Here is a 16,604-nt window from a genome sequence, read left to right on the forward strand (position 1 = left end):
TCAGTTCTCCCCTTCGACGGCGAGCCGAGCGGCGAACGAGCCGAGCGTCGGATGATCGAACAGGCTCACGACGCTGAGCCGGACGCCGAACTCGGCCCGGATCGCCGACATCAGCTCGACCGCGCCGAGAGAGTTGCCGCCCAGCTCGAAGAAGTCCGACCGCGCGTCGAGCGAGTCCACGCCCAGCACCCGACGCCAGATCGCGGCCAGCCGAGCCGAGACCGACGCCGTGCCGGTCGGCTCCGTCGTTGATGCCGGGGCGGACGCCACGGGCTGGATCGCCGCCGGAGCTCGGGTCGCCGGCGGGTCCACCGTCCGGACCTGCGGTGCACCGGGCAGGGCCGGGAGGGGGATCGGGGCGTTGCCCAGGTGCGGTCGCACCAGCACCTGATGCGGACGTGGGCGGCCCAGCAGCGTCAGGAACAGCCGGCCGCCCTCGTCCGGCGCGATGCCGGGCGTCGCGGCCGGTCGCCCGGAGCCGTCCAGACCGGTCGCCGCGCGGAAGCCGGCCTGGGTGACCCGTCGCATCGCGAAGCCCTCGATCCGGGCCACCAGCCGGCCGTCGCCCGCGTAGAGGTCGGCGTCGGCCACGACCAGCTCGGCGCTGGACGGCCGGCGTCGGAGGTGACTGAACACCGTCGCCGGCAGGTCGGCGTAGAGCTCCAGGGACTCGTAGCCGAAGGGCACGCTGGGTCCGTCCGCGTCGGGTATCCGCACCGCCGACGTGGCGCAGTCGAGCACCGAGGGGTGCAGTGGATGCACGGCCAGATCGCCCTGGAACGGAACCGGCAGGGCGAGCTCGACGAGCTGCTCGCCGGGGCGGTCCGGAGCGGCGCCGACCCGGCCGACGATCGCCCAACGCGGCCCAACGGTGAACAGTTCGGGCGGATAGTCAGGGGCGGGCTCGGTGAAACGCCTGCGCAGCGCGGGCAGGGCACCGGGTTCCGCTTCGGCCGCGCGGGGCTGCCCGGTGACGTGGCCGGTGGCGTGTTCCACCCGGTCTCCGCCGGCCTCGGTGCCCGAGGCCACGGCGAACCGCCAGCCGTCGCCGTCCGGCCGCAGCGCCACCTCGACCGGGCACGCGGCCGGCACCGCCAAGGGGGCCTGGAAGACCACTTCGGACAGCCGGAGGGCCGCGTCGGCCGGGCCGATCAGCGCGCGGAACGCCCGGACGGCCAGGTCGAGGTGGCCGGTGCCGGGAAGGACCGGCACGGAGTCGATGCGATGCTCGTCCAGGATCGGGCAGTCGGCGACGCTCAGCACCGTGGTCCAGCGGCGGGTCCCGACCGGGTCGGGGTCGGGGACGGCCGCCATGCCGACGGTGTGCCAGGCCGGCCAGTTCACGCTGAGCGCCGGTATCCCGGAGCGAACGAGCAGGCGCGTGTAGGCGTCGGCGAAAGCGTTCGCCCCGGCGTAGTCGGCGCTGCCGACCAGCCCGTCGACGGCCGCGCGGCTGGAGAACGTCGCCAGGAAGTCCAACCCCGGCTGCTCGGACAGCACTTCGCCCAGAACCAGCGTGCCGGCGACCTTCGGCCAGAGCACCGCGGCAGCGGCGGCCGGGTCGCGCAGCAGCAGCATCCCGTCCCCGGCGACGCCGGCCAGGTGGACGACGCCGTTGATGCCGCCGTGGCGGGCGCGCAGGGTGTCGAAGACCCTGCGGGTGGTGCGGCGGTCGCCGAGATCGCAGTTCTCCACCGTCACGGTGGCGCCCAGCGAGCGGAGGGCGGCGACCTCGGGAGCCGCCGCGGCGTCCGTGGCGTGCCGGCCGAGCAGGACCAGGTGCGGGCGCATCCCGGTGCCGGCCATGGCCTTCGCCACCGCCAGGCCCAGGCCACCGGTCCCGCCGGTCAGCACGTAGACGCCGTGGCGGCGCAGTTGCGGCGCCGGGCCGGCCGGTTCGTACGGCCGCTCGGCCCGGACCCAGCGCGACGGACCGCGGAGCGCGACGATCGGATCCGCCCCCGGAACCCGGATCTCCGCCGCCAGCGCGTCCTCGTCGACCTGGTCGGCGACGTCGATCAGGCGGCAGTAGAGATCGGGTTGCTCCTTGGCCAGGCTGAGCACCAGGCCGTGCGCGGTGGCTTTGACCGGGTCGATCGGCTCGGCGCCGGTGAGGTCGGCCGAGCGGCGGGCCAATACCAGCAGGTCGGCCGCCGGGGCGTGCCGGCTGCCCTGCTGGGCCAGGCCCATGAGGCTGTAGAAGCCGGTGTCGAGCTGGTCGTCGCAGGTCGCACGATCGGGCGCGGCGAAGGCGTCGAGGCCGAGCGCGTGGACCAGCAGGGCCGGGGTCCGGCCCCGCTCGCGCAGGGCGCCGAAGACTCCCTCGAGCTCCCCGGGCCGCTCGACCGCGATCCGGAACTCCTCGCCGACCTGCGCGAACCCGGTGCCCGGTCGTACCACCGCGACCCGGTAACCGGCGAGCCGCAGTGCGATCAGAGCCGGCAGCGCTGCCTCGTGATCGGCCGGGACCAACGCCACGGCGAGCCCGCCGCCACCGTCGGCGCTGGCCGGCGGCCGGGGACTCTCCAGCCAGGTCAGCGTGCTGAACGGCGGTGCCGACGACGGTTGGCCAGCCGGCGCGGCGGCCGGCGCGGCGGCGGCCTGCGGCTCGTCGGGCTCGTTCCGCCGGAGCGGGAGCCAGTGCTGATCGCGTTGGTAGGGGTAGCCCGGCAGCGACATCCGCTGGAACGGCTCCTGGTTGCGGAGGGCGGCCCAGTCGAGGTCGTGGCCTTCGGTCCAGACCGTGGCGGCCGCCCGCAGCGCGCACCGGTAGTCGTCGCCCCCGGCCTCGGCCGGAAGCGTCGGCACCGTGTGGCTCGAGCCGTTGCGCACTTCCGCCCGGGTCCGCAGCAGCCGGGTCAGCGTCTGTCCCGGACCGGCTTCGAGCAGCGTCCAGCGGCCGTCGCCGAGCAGGTGGTCGGCGGCACGGTCGAAGCGCACCCGTTCCAGCAGTTGCGTCGACCAGTACGTCGGCAGGCAGGCCTCGGTGTCGACCGGGGTGCCGAGCACCGTGGAGATCATCGGGACGGTGGGCTTGCGCGGCCGCACGTCGGCGAAGGCTTCTTCGAACCGGTCCGCCGCCTCCTGCATGTCCGGGCTGTGGAACGCGTGCCGGATGGACAGAAGCTGCGATCCGATGCCTTTGTCCCGCAGGGAGGCGGCCAGGCGGTGGAGCGCATCCGTCGGTCCGGAGAGGATCGTCTGCCGCGCGCTGTTGACGACGGCGATGCGGAGCCGGCTGCCGAGCAGTTCGGCCGCCCGGTCGACGCCCAGGTTGACGGCCAGCATCCCGCCGGGCGGAGCGGCGGCCATGGCTCGGGCCCGCACGCTGATCAGCCGGGCGGCGTCGGGCAGGTCGAACACGCCGGCGACGGTCGCCGCGGTCAGCTCACCGACGCTGTGCCCGAGGACCGCGGCCGGCTCGATGCCCCAGGCCCGCCACATCGCGGCCAGCGCGTACTCGACCGAGAAGAGCAGGGGTTGGACCAGCGCGGTGTCGGCCAGCTCGTCCGGGCCGGCCGTGCGCCAGCGCTCGCCGAGCTCGCAGCCGCACCGGGCGAACTGCTCGAAGCAGCTGTCCAGGGCGCTGGTGAAGGCGCTGTCGAGACCGTGCAGCCCGGCGCCCATCGCCGGGTACTGGGCCGCCTGACCGGGGAACAGGAAGACGACCGGCCGAGGGGCGCCGGAACGGTCCGGCTCGGGCCGGGCCGACAGGGCGGCCAATTCGGTCGCGGCCTCGCCGGCCGTCGCGGCGACGACGGCCGACCGTAGCGCGTGCGGTGTGCGGCCGTCCTGCAGCGTGGCCACCGCGTCGGCGTAGTCCGCCGGCGCCAGCCGGTCGAAGCGCGCGGAGAGCTGGGCTCGCTGCGATCGGGCCGCCTCCACGGTCCGCGCCGACGAGACGACGACGCGCGGCCGCTCGGCGGGTTCCGGGCGGGGACGCACCGGCGCCTCCTCGACCACCAGGTGCGCGTTCGTGCCGCCGAAACCGAACGAGCTCAACCCGGCGATCCTCGGCCGGGCGGCGGACCGCGCCCAGGCCCGGGTCCGGTCCCCGATCACGAACGGCGTATCGGCGATGGCCATCCGCGGGTTCGGCCCGGCGAAGTTGGCCGTCGGCACCAGCTCCTCGTTTTCCAGGCACAGGACCAGCTTGATCAGCGAGGCGATGCCGGAAGCGTGGCCCAGGTGGCCGATGTTGCCCTTGACCGAGCCGAGAACGACGGGATCGGTCCGCCGGTCGGCGCCGAGCGACCGGTAGGCCTGGGTGAGTGCGGCCACCTCGATCGGGTCGCCCAGCGGAGTGCCGGTGGCGTGTGCCTCCACGAACGAGACGTCGGTGGCGTCCACGTCGGCCAGCAGCATCGCCTCGCGGATCACCCGGACCTGGCCGGCCACACCCGGCGCCGTGAAACCGGCCTTCGCGGAGCCGTCGTTGGTGGTGGCCGAGGCACGGATCACCGCGCGGACGTGGTCGCCGTCGGCCAGCGCGTCGTCGAGGCGTTTGAGGACCACCGCGCCCGCTCCGGTGCCGAAGATCGTGCCGGCCGCACGGTGGTCGAACGGGCGGCAGTGACCGTCAGGGGACAGCGGACCGTCCGGCTCCCACCAGTAGCCGGAGTGCGCGGGCATCTCGACCTCGCTGCCGGCCGCCACGGCCACGTCGCACTCGCCGGTCCGCAACGCCTGGCAGGCCAGGTGCACGGCGACCGCGGAGCTCGAGCACGCGGTCGAGACGGTCAGCGACGGTCCGTTGAAGCCGAATCGGTAGGAGAGCCGGGTGGAGGCGTAGTCGGGGTGGCTCAGCGTGCTGAGCGTCGCGCCTTCCGCCGAGGTGGTCTCGTAGCGCTGCGGGTCGCGTACGTGCAGGTCGACGTAACGGTTGTTGCCGACCGCGCCGAATACCCCGGTGCCGTCGGCGATCCGGTGGGGGTCGTACCCGGCGTCCTCGATCGCGCTGTGCCCGACCTCGAGGAAGAGCCGGATCTGCGGGTCGAGGAGAGTGGCGTCCCGGGGGGTGAAACCGAAGAACTCGGCGTCGAACCGCTCGAGGTCCGGTGCCTCGGCGAAGGCCTTCACGTAGTCGCTCTCGGCCAGCAGGGCGGCGGGAACCCCCGCGGCGAGCAGCTCGGGGTCGGAGGGGAACCCGATCGCCTCGGCGCCGGCCCGGAGGTTGCGCCAGAACTGCTCCGCGTCGGACGCGCCGGGGAAGCGCGCCGCCAGCCCGACCACGGCAACGCTGTCGGACGGCCCCCGCATGGTGCTGCTCATGGCGTTGTCTCCTTCGATCGAGCGGCGGCGCGGGCCGCCAGGCGGCGCTGCCGGAGCGCGGGCAGGTGGCGTGCGGTCCGGGGCGCGGCGGCCGGCGGCGAGGCTGCGCCGCCACCGGCGAGGAAAAGCGCGAGGCTGCGCACGGTGGAGTGCTCGAACAACGCCGTGATCGGAATCAGCCGGCCGGTGACCCGCTGCAACTCGACGTGGGCCCGGGCCATCAGCACCGAGGTCGCCCCGAGCTCGCGGAAGTTCTGCTCGGCTCCGACCCGTTCGTGCGCCAGGACCTGCTGCCAGATCGTGGTGACGAGTCGTTCCAGGTCGGTGACGGGTCGCGCGGCCGGTGCGCGCAGGAGCCCGGTCTCCGCCGTGTCCTCGGCCAGACGGCGCCGGTCGATCTTTCCGTTGGGCGTCAGAGGGACGGCGTTGATGGCCCGCACTTCCACCGGGAGCATGTAGTCGGGCAGAGCACGCCGGAGGAAAGCGCGGATCGCGTCGGCGTCGGGCGGCGGGTGACCGGGGGCAGGCACCACCGAGGCGACGATCTGGAGGTCACCGTCCGCTCCCGGGCGGGCCGCGGCGGCGGCATCCCGCAGCCCCGGGTGGGCACGCAACCACCGGTCGATCTCGCCCAGCTCCACCCGGAATCCGCGCACCTGGACCTGCGTGTCCCGGCGTCCCAGGACGGTCACGGAGCCGTCCGGCCGGTAGCGGCCGACGTCGCCGGTGACGAAGCGGCGATGGTTCGAGACCGGATCGGCGGCGAACCCCGGGCGCTCGGCGCGGAAGCCGGTGGCCAGGTACGGGCTCCTGACCGTGATCGTGCCGACCTCGCCGATGCCCGAGGAACGCCCCTCGGCGTCGGTCACCAGCAGCTCGGCGCCAGGGACGCCTCGCCCCACCGGGAGCGGCGAGCGGCCGGTCGGCGCGGCGTCGACCTCCGCGTGGCTGACGATCTGCGGGGTCTCGGTGGTGCCGTACGCGTTGACGACGGTCGCGTTCGGCGCCCAGCGCCGGATGCCGTCCACATCGGTCGGCTGCAGGAGGTCGCCTGCGCAGCAGACCAGCCGTAGCGCCGCTAGCGGTGTGGGTGCGGGCGGCACGCTCAGCAGCCGGCACAGCGCGGGAGTCGCGTGAAGGACCGTCGTGGACTCGGCCGCGAGCCAGCCGAGCAGCCCGACCGGATCCCGGAGCAACGGCGGCGGCGGCACCGCCAGACTCGCCCCGAGGGCGAGCGGCACGAAGACGTCGCGCAGCAGCGGGTCGTGGCCGAGGCCCGCCAGCAGCGCGAACCGATCCGCTGCGGTGAGCTCGTACCGCTCGGGATACCAGGCCAGGAAATTGCCGAGCGGTGCCCGGGTGGCGCTGACTGCCTCCGGCCGGCCGCTGCTGCCCGAGGTGAAGGCGACGTACGCGGCGGCACCGTCCCGCTCGGTCCGCGCGGGCCAGCTCGCTCCCGCCGCCCCGGGATCGGGCGCGTCGAGCCAACGGAGGCCGGTCGTGCGGAGCTCGTCCGGTAGCTCCGCCGCGACGCGGACGCCGGTCGTGGCGCCGAGCGTTTCGACCTGACGGGCGAGGCGGGAAGGTGGATGCTCCTCGTCGAGGATGCTGACGGCGGCACCGGCGCCGAGCACGCCCAACACTGCGGGGACGAGCTCGACGACCCGCGCGGCGTGGATCGGCACGACGTCGCCCGGCCCGACCCCGGCGGCGGCCAGCGTCGCGCTCCACGCGCCGGCGAGGGCGTAGAGGCCGGCGTAGCTGGTGGTCCCGCCGGGGCCGCGCAGGGCGACGTCCGGCGCGCGCTCGGCGGCCGTTGCGGCCAGCCGCCCGACCAGAGCGGGCGCGGTGGTGCGCAGGTCGGCGGTGCCGGTCGGCAGCAGGGCCGCGGCGACGTCGGTGACCAGGCTGTGCGTGCAGACCGGGCGGTCGGGCTCGGCACACAGCCGGCCGAGCAGGAGCGCGTATTGCCGCGCGAACTCGGCCACGTGCGGGGCGTCGAGCGCACCGGGGTCGTAGACCAGGTCGAGCCGGAGCCGGTCGCCGCGCTCGGTGACGTAGCAGCAGAGATCAAACAGCGCTCCGGGCGGCGGCGTGGGGAGTACCCGGGTCGAGAGGCTGGCCATGGCGGGCGGTTCGGCCGGGGTGCCCAGCCAGTTGAACCAGACCCGGAACAGGCGATTGCGCTCGGCCGCCTCGACGCCGAGGTCGTGCAGTAGCAGTTCGATCGGCAGGTCCGCGTTCGACGACGCCTCGGCCAGCCGCCGGGCGGCGGCCGACAGCACCTGGGCGAAGGGCGCGTCCGCCTCGACCCGCAGCCGCACCGGCAGCGTGCTCACCAGGAAACCCACGAGGTCTTCGGTGCCGGTCCGGTCGCGATGGCCGAACGGGACGCCGACCACCAGGTCGGGCCGGCCGGACCAGCGCCGCAGCAGCACGCTCAGCGCGGCCAGCATCGTGACGTTCGGGCTCACCCGGTGGGACGAGGCCGTCGCCCTGACCTGCCGGGTCAGCTCGGGATCCAGCTCGACGTGGTGGTTACCCGGCCCGGGGTGCGGCGGGGCCTGCATCGGGCCGGGCAGGTCGAGCGGACCGGGCAAGCCGGCCAGCGCCCGGCGCCAATGCTCGCGCTGGGCGGTCCCGGCCGGGCCGCTGACCCGCTCGGCTCGCCAGGCCGCGACGTCGGTGATGCGCAGCCGCGGTGCGGGCAGGTCGGCCCGGACGCCGGTGACTTCGGCGGTGTAGAGGCGGCCCAGTTCCCGCAGTACGACCCGCTCCGACCAGTCGTCGAAGACCAGGTGGTGGACGACGAGGACGAGGTCGTGCCGGTCGGCCCGGTGGCGGACCAGCGCGGCCCGGATCAGCGGCGCCGTACTGAGGTCGAAGGGGCGCCGCACGAGGTCCGCGATCACGGCGTCCGGATCGTGGCCCGCGTCGAGCACGTCGAACGGAATCGTGGCCCGCGGCTCCACGCGTAACCGGGCACCCTCGCCGGTGGCCTCCACCCGGCACCGCAGCGCGTCGTGCCGCTCGACCAGCCGGTCGAGCGCGGCGCGCACGGCGTCCACCGAAGGCGTGCCGGTCAGGCGTACGACGGTCGGCAGGTGGTAGGTCGGGTCGGTGCGGTCGAACTGGTGCAGCAACCACAGGCTGTGCTGGCCCAGAGTGAGCGGAGCGGTGTCCAGCCCGCTCGCCCGGGGGCCGCCCGCACGGTTCGCGCCCCCCGCTGCCGCTGCGCCCCCCGCTGACACTGCGCCGGCCGCTGCCACCGCGTCGGCGAGTTCACCGAAGGACGCGCCCGACATCACCTGGCCCACGGTGAAGTCGAGCGAGAAGGCGTGCTGGATCGCCATCGCCAGCCTCGCCGCGCTGAGCGAGTCGCCGCCGGCCTCGAAGAGGTTCTCGGCCCGGTCGCGCGGGGGCCGGCCGAGCAACGCGCGCCACTCCGCGGCGACTTTCCGTTCGATCTCGCCGGCCGGGGTGAGTTCGCGGTCGGGAGCGGGCCGGGCCAGCGCCGCCCGGTCGACCTTGCCGGACGGGGTGAGCGGCAACGCCCGGTGGACCAGCACCGCGGCCGGAACCGCCGCGGCCGGGAGCTGTGCGGCCAGGTACGCGCGCAGCCGCTGAGCCGGATCCGGCGCCGTGCCGGTCAGCGGTGCGAGCGTGACGTGGGCGGTGAGCAGTTCCTTGCCGTCGGCCCGGTGCAGGACGACGGCCGCGTCGGCCACCTCGTCGTGCCGGGCCAGCGTCGCCTCGATGCCACCCAGGCTGATCCGGACGCCCCGGACCTTGACCTCGTCGTCCAGCCGGCCGAGGTGGACCAGAGCGCCGTCGGCCCGTTGACGGACCAGGTCACCGGTGCGGTACATCCGCTCGCCCGGCCGGCTCGGGTGGGCGACGAAGCGTTCCGCGGTCGCCGCGGGCCGGCCGTGGTACCCGACCGCGAGCCAGGGCCCGGCCAGGTACAACTCGCCCGGCTCGCCCGTTGCCACCGGACGGCGGTCGGCGTCGAGCACGGCGATCTCGACGTCCGGGAACGGGCACCCGATCGGGATCACGTCGCCCTCGAGAGACTCCTCGCTGACGTCGTGGAACGTGCTGTCGATGGTGGCTTCCGAAACGCCGTAGGTGTTGAGGACCCTGGCGTCGGCCGGCAGCACGGCCCGCAGCCGCCGGTAGTCGGCGGCCCGCCACTGGTCCCCACCGCTGGCGAAGAGCCGGACCGACGCCAGCCGGCGCCCGGCCCAGGCGACCCAGTCGACCAACAGCCGGATCACCGCCGGGGTCAGCTCGAGGATCTGGACCGACTCGGCGTCGATCAGCCGCCACAGCGCTTCCGGGTCGAGCAGGACCGGCCGCGGGCAGAGCACCAGCCGGCCGCCGAAGCACAGCGTCCGGACGAGGTCTCCCACGTGGACGTCGAACGACGGGCCGGCGGCCTGGAGCGTCGTGCCGGGCGAGCCGGTGAGGTCGTGGACGTGGTCCCAGCCGCGGCAGGCGGCGTCGAGAGCCCGATGGGACACGGCGACCGGCTTGGGTTCGCCGGTCGAGCCGGACGTATGGACGATGTAGGCGATGTCGTCGCCCACGACGTCCCCGCCCACGATGTCGTCGCCCCCGGGTCGGTGGCTCCGGACGGCGCCGTGGTCCTCCGTGTCTTCGGTGGCTTCCGGGTCATCCGGGTCTTCCGGGCTGAGCAGCGGGACGGGGCCGTCCGGCCAGGCCGGACGCAGCGACTCCGGGGCCACGACCGCCACCGGACCGATGTCGGCCAGCATCCGCGCCCGCCGGGCCGCCGGGAGCCCGGGATCGATCGGCAGATAGATTCCGCCGGCGCGCCAGATGGCCAGGGCGGCGACGACGAACGACGGCTCCGCGTCGTCGACCAGCACCCCGACCGCACCGCCCCGAACCAGCCCGGCGGCGGCCAGCCGGGCGGCCAGCCGTTCGACCCGCACGGCGAGTTCCCGGTAGGTCAGCCGGCGGCCGGCCGAGACCACCGCGATCCGGCCCGGACAGCGCTCCGCGACATGGGCGAACCGCCGGTGAACCGCCACGAAGCCGGCCGCGGCGGGCTTGCGCCCGGCGCGACTTGTGGCGAGTTCACCCGGCATCGAATCCACCCCGGTCGTCATCGGCGATCTGCCGGAACGCTAACGACGCCGGTCCCTCCCCGACATGTCGCGGATTTGCGGGACGTGTCGCCGCCGCGGCGCCGCGACCAGACTTCCAGCGGCTGAGCATCGCGAGCATTTCGCGGGAGGAGCGCATTGCATGGCTACCGCCGAGCCGATCGCCATCGTCGGAATGGCCGGTCGTTTTCCCGCCGCGAATGATCTCGAGGAGTTCCGCGCGAATCTGTTCGCCGGCCGGGAGTGCCTCACCGAACTTTCCCGCGAGCAGCTGCTCGAATCGGGCGAAGATCCGGACGACATCGACGATCCCGATTACGTGCGGCGGCGGCCGATTCTCGCCGACGTGGACGGCTTCGACGCCCGATTCTTCGACCTCTCCCCGCGCGACGCGGAAGTCCGGGATCCGCAGCACCGCCTCTTCCTCGAAACCGCGCATTCGGCCTTGGAACACGCGGCCTACGACTCGCAGACCTATGCCGGCCGGATCGGCGTTTATACCGGCAGCAACATGAACAGCTACCGGATCGACTTCGTCGAGAAGCGTCCGGATCTCTACCGGTCGGCCGGTCGAATGGCGATCGACCTCGGAAACTCTCCCGACTACCTGGCCACGTTCGTCGCCTACAAGCTCGGTCTGCGGGGGCCCGCGCTGACCGTGCTGACGGCCTGCTCGACGTCGCTGGTCGCCGTGCACGAGGCCTGCAACGCGCTGCGGGTCGGCGACTGCGACCTGGCCATCGCCGGTGGCGCCGACGTCGAGTTCCCGGTCGATCGCGGCTATTTCCACGTGTCGGGCGGAACGCTGTCGAAGGACGGCGTCTCGCGGCCGTTCGACGACGAGGCCTCGGGCACGAATTTCGGCAGCGGCGCCGGTGCCGTCGTGTTGAAGCCGCTGGCCACGGCGCTGGCCGACCGCGACACGGTGTACGCCGTCGTCCGCGGGACGGCGATCAACAACGACGGCGACCGCAAGGCCGGGTTCACGGCGCCGAGCGTCGCCGGGCAGAGCGAGTGCATCCAGCGCGCCCTCCGGGTCGCCGGGGTGGACCCGGCCACGATCGGCTACGTCGAGGCGCACGGGACGGCCACCCCGATCGGCGATCCGATCGAGCTGGCCGGGCTGGTCGACGCGTTCCGTGCGGTGGGCGGTCCGGAGCTTCCCGACCGGTACTGCGCGATCGGGTCGGTGAAGTCCAACGTCGGCCATCTGGGCCAGGCCTCCGGGGTCACCGGTCTGATCAAGACGGTGCTCGCGCTGAGGGCCGGTCGGATCCCGGCGACGCTGAACGTCAACCGGCTCAACCGTCAGGTGGACTGGGAGGACACGCCCTTCGTGGTCGCCACCCGGTCGATGCCGTGGCCGGCGGGCCCGGACGGGCCGCGACGCGCGGGCGTGAGCTCGTTCGGCATCGGCGGCACCAACGCCCATCTCGTCCTGGAAGAGGCTCCGTCCGGACCGCCGCCGCCGCCGGGCGAGCCCGCGGTCGAAGCCGTGCTGTGGTCGGCGGTCGACGCGCCCGCCGCCGACCGGCTGGCCCAGCGTCTGACCGGCTACTTCGCCCGCCTCGACGAGGCTGACTTCCCCGACGCCGCGCACTCGCTGCGCACCGGCCGGACCGTGAAGCGGACCCGCGCGGCCTTGGTCGCCGCCGGCCCGGCCGAGGCCACGACGCTCCTGCGGTCCAGGCGAGGCCTGATCCGGCCGGACGGGACGGCCCGGCGGCTGGCCTTCGTCTTCCCGGGCGTCGAGCCGCGGCACCTCCCGGCGATGCGCGACCTCTACGTCCACGAAGCGCTCTTCCGGCAGGGCTGCGACGCCGCCTTCGACGTGTTGGAACCGCTACTGGACGTGGATCTGCGTCCGGCCTTGGCCGCGGGGGATCCGGCGGCGCTGGCGCGACCGCTGACCGCGTTACCGCTGCTGTACACCGCCCAGTACGTGCTCGCGCAGAGCCTGATCCACTGGGGCGCGCACCCCGACGTCGTCTTCGGACACGGCCTGGGGGAGCTCGTCGCCGGGGCCGTGGCGGGAGGACTGGACTTCGAGTCCGGGCTGTGTGCGGTGGCCGAGCGGGCCCGGCTGGTGGAGACGTCGCCACGGCGCAGCGCGCTCACCGTCGGCGCCGGGGCCGGGCAGGTGATCGACCTGCTGCCCGCGGCGGTGAGCGTCGCCGCGGTGAACGGGGCGCGCCAGGTCGAGCTGGTCGGGCCGGACGACGAGATCGTCGAGGTCGCCCGGCGGCTGGCCGCGCACCACGTGCCGGCCCGTGCGCCGCGGGCCGCACACGGCTTGCCGGACCCGGAGCTGGGCCCGCTGGTGCCGCTCTGGCGCGACCGGCTCGCCGACCTGGCCTGGCGCCGGCCGGAGTTGTCGCTGGTGTCCACGGTGCCCGGGGCCGGGCCGGCCGCGGGCGACGCGGTCTCTCCGGACTTCTGGGCGGCCCAGCTGATCACGCCGGTCGACTTCGACGCCGCCGCCGCCGCGGTGCTCTCCGCCGGGCCGACGACCGTGGTGGAGATCGGCGGCGGAACGCTCGAGCCCCTGCTCAGAGCCCGGCCGGACCTGCGGGCGAGCCGGTCGCGGGTCCTGCCGGCGGCCGGCGGCGAGCGCACCGGCGAGGCTCTGCAGCGACTCCTTTCCCAGCTGTGGGTGGACGGCAGGACGATCGGCTACTGGCGCCGGCGGGCCGAGCAGGGGGAGTACCGCAGGATCGCGGCACCCGGCTACCCCTACGATCGGCAGCGCTTCTGGGCCGACCCGCGCTAGTTAGCGCGCGCTTCCGGTGGCGAACACGCCGGTGATCTGTTCGAGAAGGTGCTCGGCGGCGGGAAAGTGGCCGCCGGGCAGCACCGCGCAGTCGAAACGTCCGCCGGACACCACCCGCCAATAGGGGAGCAGCTCGGCCGGGACCGTCCGGTCGGCCTCCCCGCCGAGCGCGGTGACCGGGCACTGGAACCAGGGGCCGGCCGGAGCCGGCGCCGTCTCGACCAGTCGCAGGTCCGCCCGCGTGACGTCCAGGATCATCTCCATCAGTTCCGGGGTGTCGAAGACCTCCGGCGGTGTGCCGCCGTAGGCCCGAAGTTTGGCCAGCAGCGCCGGGGTCGAGAGCTGGTGCACCGGCGAGTCGGGGTCGGGGTGGCTCGGCGGGCGGCAGGCCGCGAGGAAGGCGTGCACCGGCCCCGGCCGCCCGATCTCACGCATCCGAAGCGCGAAGGCGGCGCCGACGGCGACCCCGGCGCTGTGCCCGTAGACGGCGTAGGGCTGCCCGTCGAGTCGCGGGGCGAGGAATCGCGTCAGCTCCCGGGCCAGGACCGTGAGGTCGGTGGCCTTCGTCTCGGTGAAGCGCTGCTCCCGGCCGGGAAGCTGGATCGGCCACACGTCGATGCCGTGGGCCGCCAGCTTCGGGACCCATTGCCGGTAGAACGACGCGCCCCCACCGGCATGGTGGAAGCAGAGCAGGCGCAGGCGGTGGCTCGGGGTGGAGCCGGCGAACTGCACCCACGGGGTCAGGACGCCGGGGGTGGTGGGAAGGCTCATGCGGACGCTCCCGAGTAGTGCCGAAGTGCGGTCGTGAAGACGTAGCGGGTGACGAGGGCGAGCGCGCAGGCAGCGAGCGCCTCACCGAGTACCGCGGCACCGGAGAGCCGGTGCGCGATCGCGGCCGCCGGCAGCGAGATCGAGAAGCCGATCGGCACGACGAAGGTCAGGCTGACGCGCAGCCAGCCCGGATAGATCGTGAGCGGCCAGCGCCCGGCCTGATACACCGACTCGAACATCTCGGCGATGCCGTCGACGCGGACGAACCAGAACACGGTGGACATCAGGCAGAACAGGAAGCAGTAGATGATGAGCAGGCCGAACACCAGCGTCACCAGGAAAAGCAGCACCTCGACCGGGCCGACCATCGGGCGCAGTCCGATCACGGCCCAGCCGATGACGGCCAGACCGGCGAGCACGTCGACGCCCTGCCAGGCGTCCACCGCCCGGGTGCTGACCACGAACTGGGCGTCCATCGGCCGCACCAGGACGAAGTCCAACGTGCCGTCCTGCACGTCGCGGACCAGGCGCTCGAGCATCGGCCGGACGAACATCCGGAGCACCCCGCCGACCAGTGTGAAGACCCCTACGAACGCCATCAGCTGCGGCTTCGTCCAACCGTTGAGGTCGTGGATCTGCGCGAACACCAGGCCGACGACCACCAGGCTGATACCGATCGACAGGACGCTCTGCAGCAGCTGGACGAAGAAGTTCGCGCGGTACTGCAGCTCGTTCAGGATCTGAACACGCAGCAGCCGCCAGCCCAGGGCGGGCAATTCCGACGTTTTCATCCCGCTCCGTTCCTGGTCAGTTGCCCACGGCGGTGTGCCGCCGCACGGCCAGACGCCAGACGCCGAGGACGCCGGTCGCTCCGACGCCTATCCACACCAGCTGCATGGCGAGGCCGTGGAGGAGGTCGGTGGCGCTCAGGTTCGAGACGACCGACTCGATCGGAAAGCCGAAGACCCATTTGAAGGGCAGGAAGTCCGCGACGCGCTGGGCCCAGCCGGGAAGCAACGACATCGGCACCAGCCGCCCGGAGAGCAGCAGCTCCACCGCGAGGATCAGGTCGAACGCCGCTCCGGCCCGAGTCGTCCAGAAGGACGTCAGCCCGAGCAGCCAGAGATAGAGCGAACGGAGCAGGTAGGCGGCCCAGATCGCGACCACGAAGACGACGGCTTCCAGCGGCGTCACGCTCAGGGCGGGCCGGAAGATCAACGCCAGCCCGACCGCCACCGGGACCCAGAGCACGACCATGACGAGCTTCCAGCCCGCGTACTCCGCCAGGTCACGGTGGATCGGATGGATGGGCCGCAGGAGTGCGCCGGTGAACGTGCCGTCGCGGATCCGTTCCTCGAAGTCGTGCGGTGTCGTGGCGGTGGTCATGTTCCGCACGAGCGTCCAGACGATGAAGTAGGCGGCCAGCGTGTGGATCGTCCAGCCGCCGACCGAGCCGCCGGCGACCCGGGCCACCGCCTGCCAGAGCAGCAGGTAGAGCAGGGCCTCGAACACCATCGTGGCGAGGAGGAAGTAGTTCGTGGCGCGGTACTGGAACTCCTTGCTGACGGCGACGCCGGCGGTCTTCACGTAGAACCCGCCCAGCCGGCCGAGCCGCGGTGTCGTCACTGGTGCACCGGCCCGGCGAAGATCGTCTCGATCAGGTCGTCGATCGGCGGGTCGGAGATGGACAGGTCGATCACCGGGTGGTGGGCGAGCAGGTGTGCGGTGGCCGTCGTGATCTCGGCTCGCGGGATGCGCACCCGGATCCGCCCCGACTCCGCCTTCACGACCTGTCCGTACTCGGAGAGGTCGGCGGCGTGCTCCAGCGTGACGTCGACCTCCTTGTAGATCGCCAGTTGGTCGCCGAGCTCGGCCAGCGGCCGGTCGAACACGATTCTCCCGCCGTCGATCAGGATGACCCGCTTGCACAGCGCCTCGACGTCGGCCATGTAGTGGCTGGTGAGCAAGACCGTCGCCTGACCCGAAGCGACGTACTCGCGGATGAACGAACGGATGCGCTTCTGCATGACCACGTCGAGGCCCAGCGTCGGTTCGTCGAGGAAGAGCACCGCGGGCCGGTGCAGCAGCGAGCCGGCGATCTCGGCCTTCATGCGCTCGCCGAGCGAGAGGTTGCGTACCGGTTTGCGGACCAGGTCACCGATCTGCAAGAGCTCGACGAGCTCGTTCCTGGTTCGGCGGTACTCGGCCCAGGGGGTCTGGTAGATGGCCCGGTTCAGCTCGAAGGAGTCCTCCACCGGCAGGTCCCACTGCAGCTGGCTGCGGTTGCCCATCACCAGCGTGATCCGCTTGAGGAACTCGTGCCGTCGCTGCGCCGGTGTGAAGCCCAGAACGCGTACTTCGCCGCCGGTCGGGTGGAGCACCCCGCAGAGCATCTTCAGGGTGGTCGTCTTGCCCGCGCCGTTCGGGCCGAGGAAGCCGACCACCTCGCCCGGGGTGATCTCGAACGAGACCCCGTCGACCGCGGCCACGGCGCGCGTCTTGCGGCGGAAGATGCTGGCCACGGCCGCGTTCAGGCCGGCGTCACGGACCGGCACCAGGAAGTCTCGGCGCAGGTCGCGCACGCTGATCACGGGCTCTGTGGGCACCGAACACCCCGTCGACGTCGCAGTGACAAGGACATCGCCATGATTGGGGAGCCG

General features: G+C 73.4%; 7 protein-coding genes. 1 reads left to right on the plus strand and 6 read right to left on the minus strand.

Annotated elements, in window-relative coordinates:
* The gene (locus ACIBZJ_RS27985) at window positions 1-5,271 is read right to left on the minus strand and encodes an SDR family NAD(P)-dependent oxidoreductase (protein WP_395934672.1); all 5,271 of its coding nucleotides are present in this window, start codon (window positions 5,269-5,271) and stop codon (window positions 1-3) included.
* The gene (locus tag ACIBZJ_RS27990) at window positions 5,268-10,406 is read right to left on the minus strand and encodes an amino acid adenylation domain-containing protein (RefSeq protein WP_395934674.1); all 5,139 of its coding nucleotides are present in this window, start codon (window positions 10,404-10,406) and stop codon (window positions 5,268-5,270) included. The genes ACIBZJ_RS27985 and ACIBZJ_RS27990 overlap by 4 nt, the downstream gene beginning before the upstream one ends.
* A gap of 139 nt (window positions 10,407-10,545) precedes the next feature.
* Between ACIBZJ_RS27990 and ACIBZJ_RS27995 the strand changes: the two genes are divergently transcribed.
* A complete protein-coding gene (locus tag ACIBZJ_RS27995; protein ID WP_395934676.1) occupies window positions 10,546-13,173 on the plus strand; it encodes a type I polyketide synthase in 2,628 nt (875 codons plus the stop codon).
* Here ACIBZJ_RS27995 and ACIBZJ_RS28000 read toward each other — a convergent pair whose 3' ends face one another.
* The 4 genes from ACIBZJ_RS28000 to ACIBZJ_RS28015 are packed head-to-tail and all read right to left on the minus strand — an operon-like array spanning window position 13,174 to window position 16,550.
* Complete coding sequence (locus tag ACIBZJ_RS28000; RefSeq protein ID WP_395934678.1) at window positions 13,174-13,944, minus strand: thioesterase II family protein; 771 nt, start codon at window positions 13,942-13,944, stop codon at window positions 13,174-13,176.
* Window positions 13,941-14,735: an ABC transporter permease gene (locus ACIBZJ_RS28005; RefSeq protein WP_395934680.1), complete on the minus strand. Its 795-nt coding sequence runs from the start codon at window positions 14,733-14,735 to the stop codon at window positions 13,941-13,943. The genes ACIBZJ_RS28000 and ACIBZJ_RS28005 overlap by 4 nt, the downstream gene beginning before the upstream one ends.
* 16 nt (window positions 14,736-14,751) lie before the next feature.
* Window positions 14,752-15,570 (minus strand): ABC transporter permease, encoded by an 819-nt coding sequence (locus tag ACIBZJ_RS28010; RefSeq protein WP_395934682.1) that lies wholly within the window; start codon window positions 15,568-15,570, stop codon window positions 14,752-14,754.
* The gene (locus ACIBZJ_RS28015; RefSeq protein WP_395934684.1) at window positions 15,567-16,550 is read right to left on the minus strand and encodes an ATP-binding cassette domain-containing protein; all 984 of its coding nucleotides are present in this window, start codon (window positions 16,548-16,550) and stop codon (window positions 15,567-15,569) included. Before ACIBZJ_RS28015 ends, ACIBZJ_RS28010 begins: the two co-directional genes overlap by 4 nt.
* Between the last annotated feature and the right edge of the window lie 54 nt (window positions 16,551-16,604).

Origin of the sequence: Cryptosporangium sp. NPDC051539 (assembly GCF_044454545.1) — a bacterium.
Taxonomy (GTDB): Bacteria; Actinomycetota; Actinomycetes; order Mycobacteriales; family Cryptosporangiaceae; genus Cryptosporangium.

Excerpts from the sequence above, each read along its gene's own strand:
- ACIBZJ_RS27990 (WP_395934674.1), bottom strand. The coding sequence starts at position 10,406 with ATGACGACCGGGGTGGATTCGATGCCGGGTGAACTCGCCACAAGTCGC.
- ACIBZJ_RS28000 (WP_395934678.1), bottom strand. The coding sequence starts at position 13,944 with ATGAGCCTTCCCACCACCCCCGGCGTCCTGACCCCGTGGGTGCAGTTC.
- ACIBZJ_RS27985 (WP_395934672.1), bottom strand. The coding sequence starts at position 5,271 with ATGAGCAGCACCATGCGGGGGCCGTCCGACAGCGTTGCCGTGGTCGGG.
- ACIBZJ_RS27995 (WP_395934676.1), top strand. The coding sequence starts at position 10,546 with ATGGCTACCGCCGAGCCGATCGCCATCGTCGGAATGGCCGGTCGTTTT.
- ACIBZJ_RS28005 (WP_395934680.1), bottom strand. The coding sequence starts at position 14,735 with ATGAAAACGTCGGAATTGCCCGCCCTGGGCTGGCGGCTGCTGCGTGTT.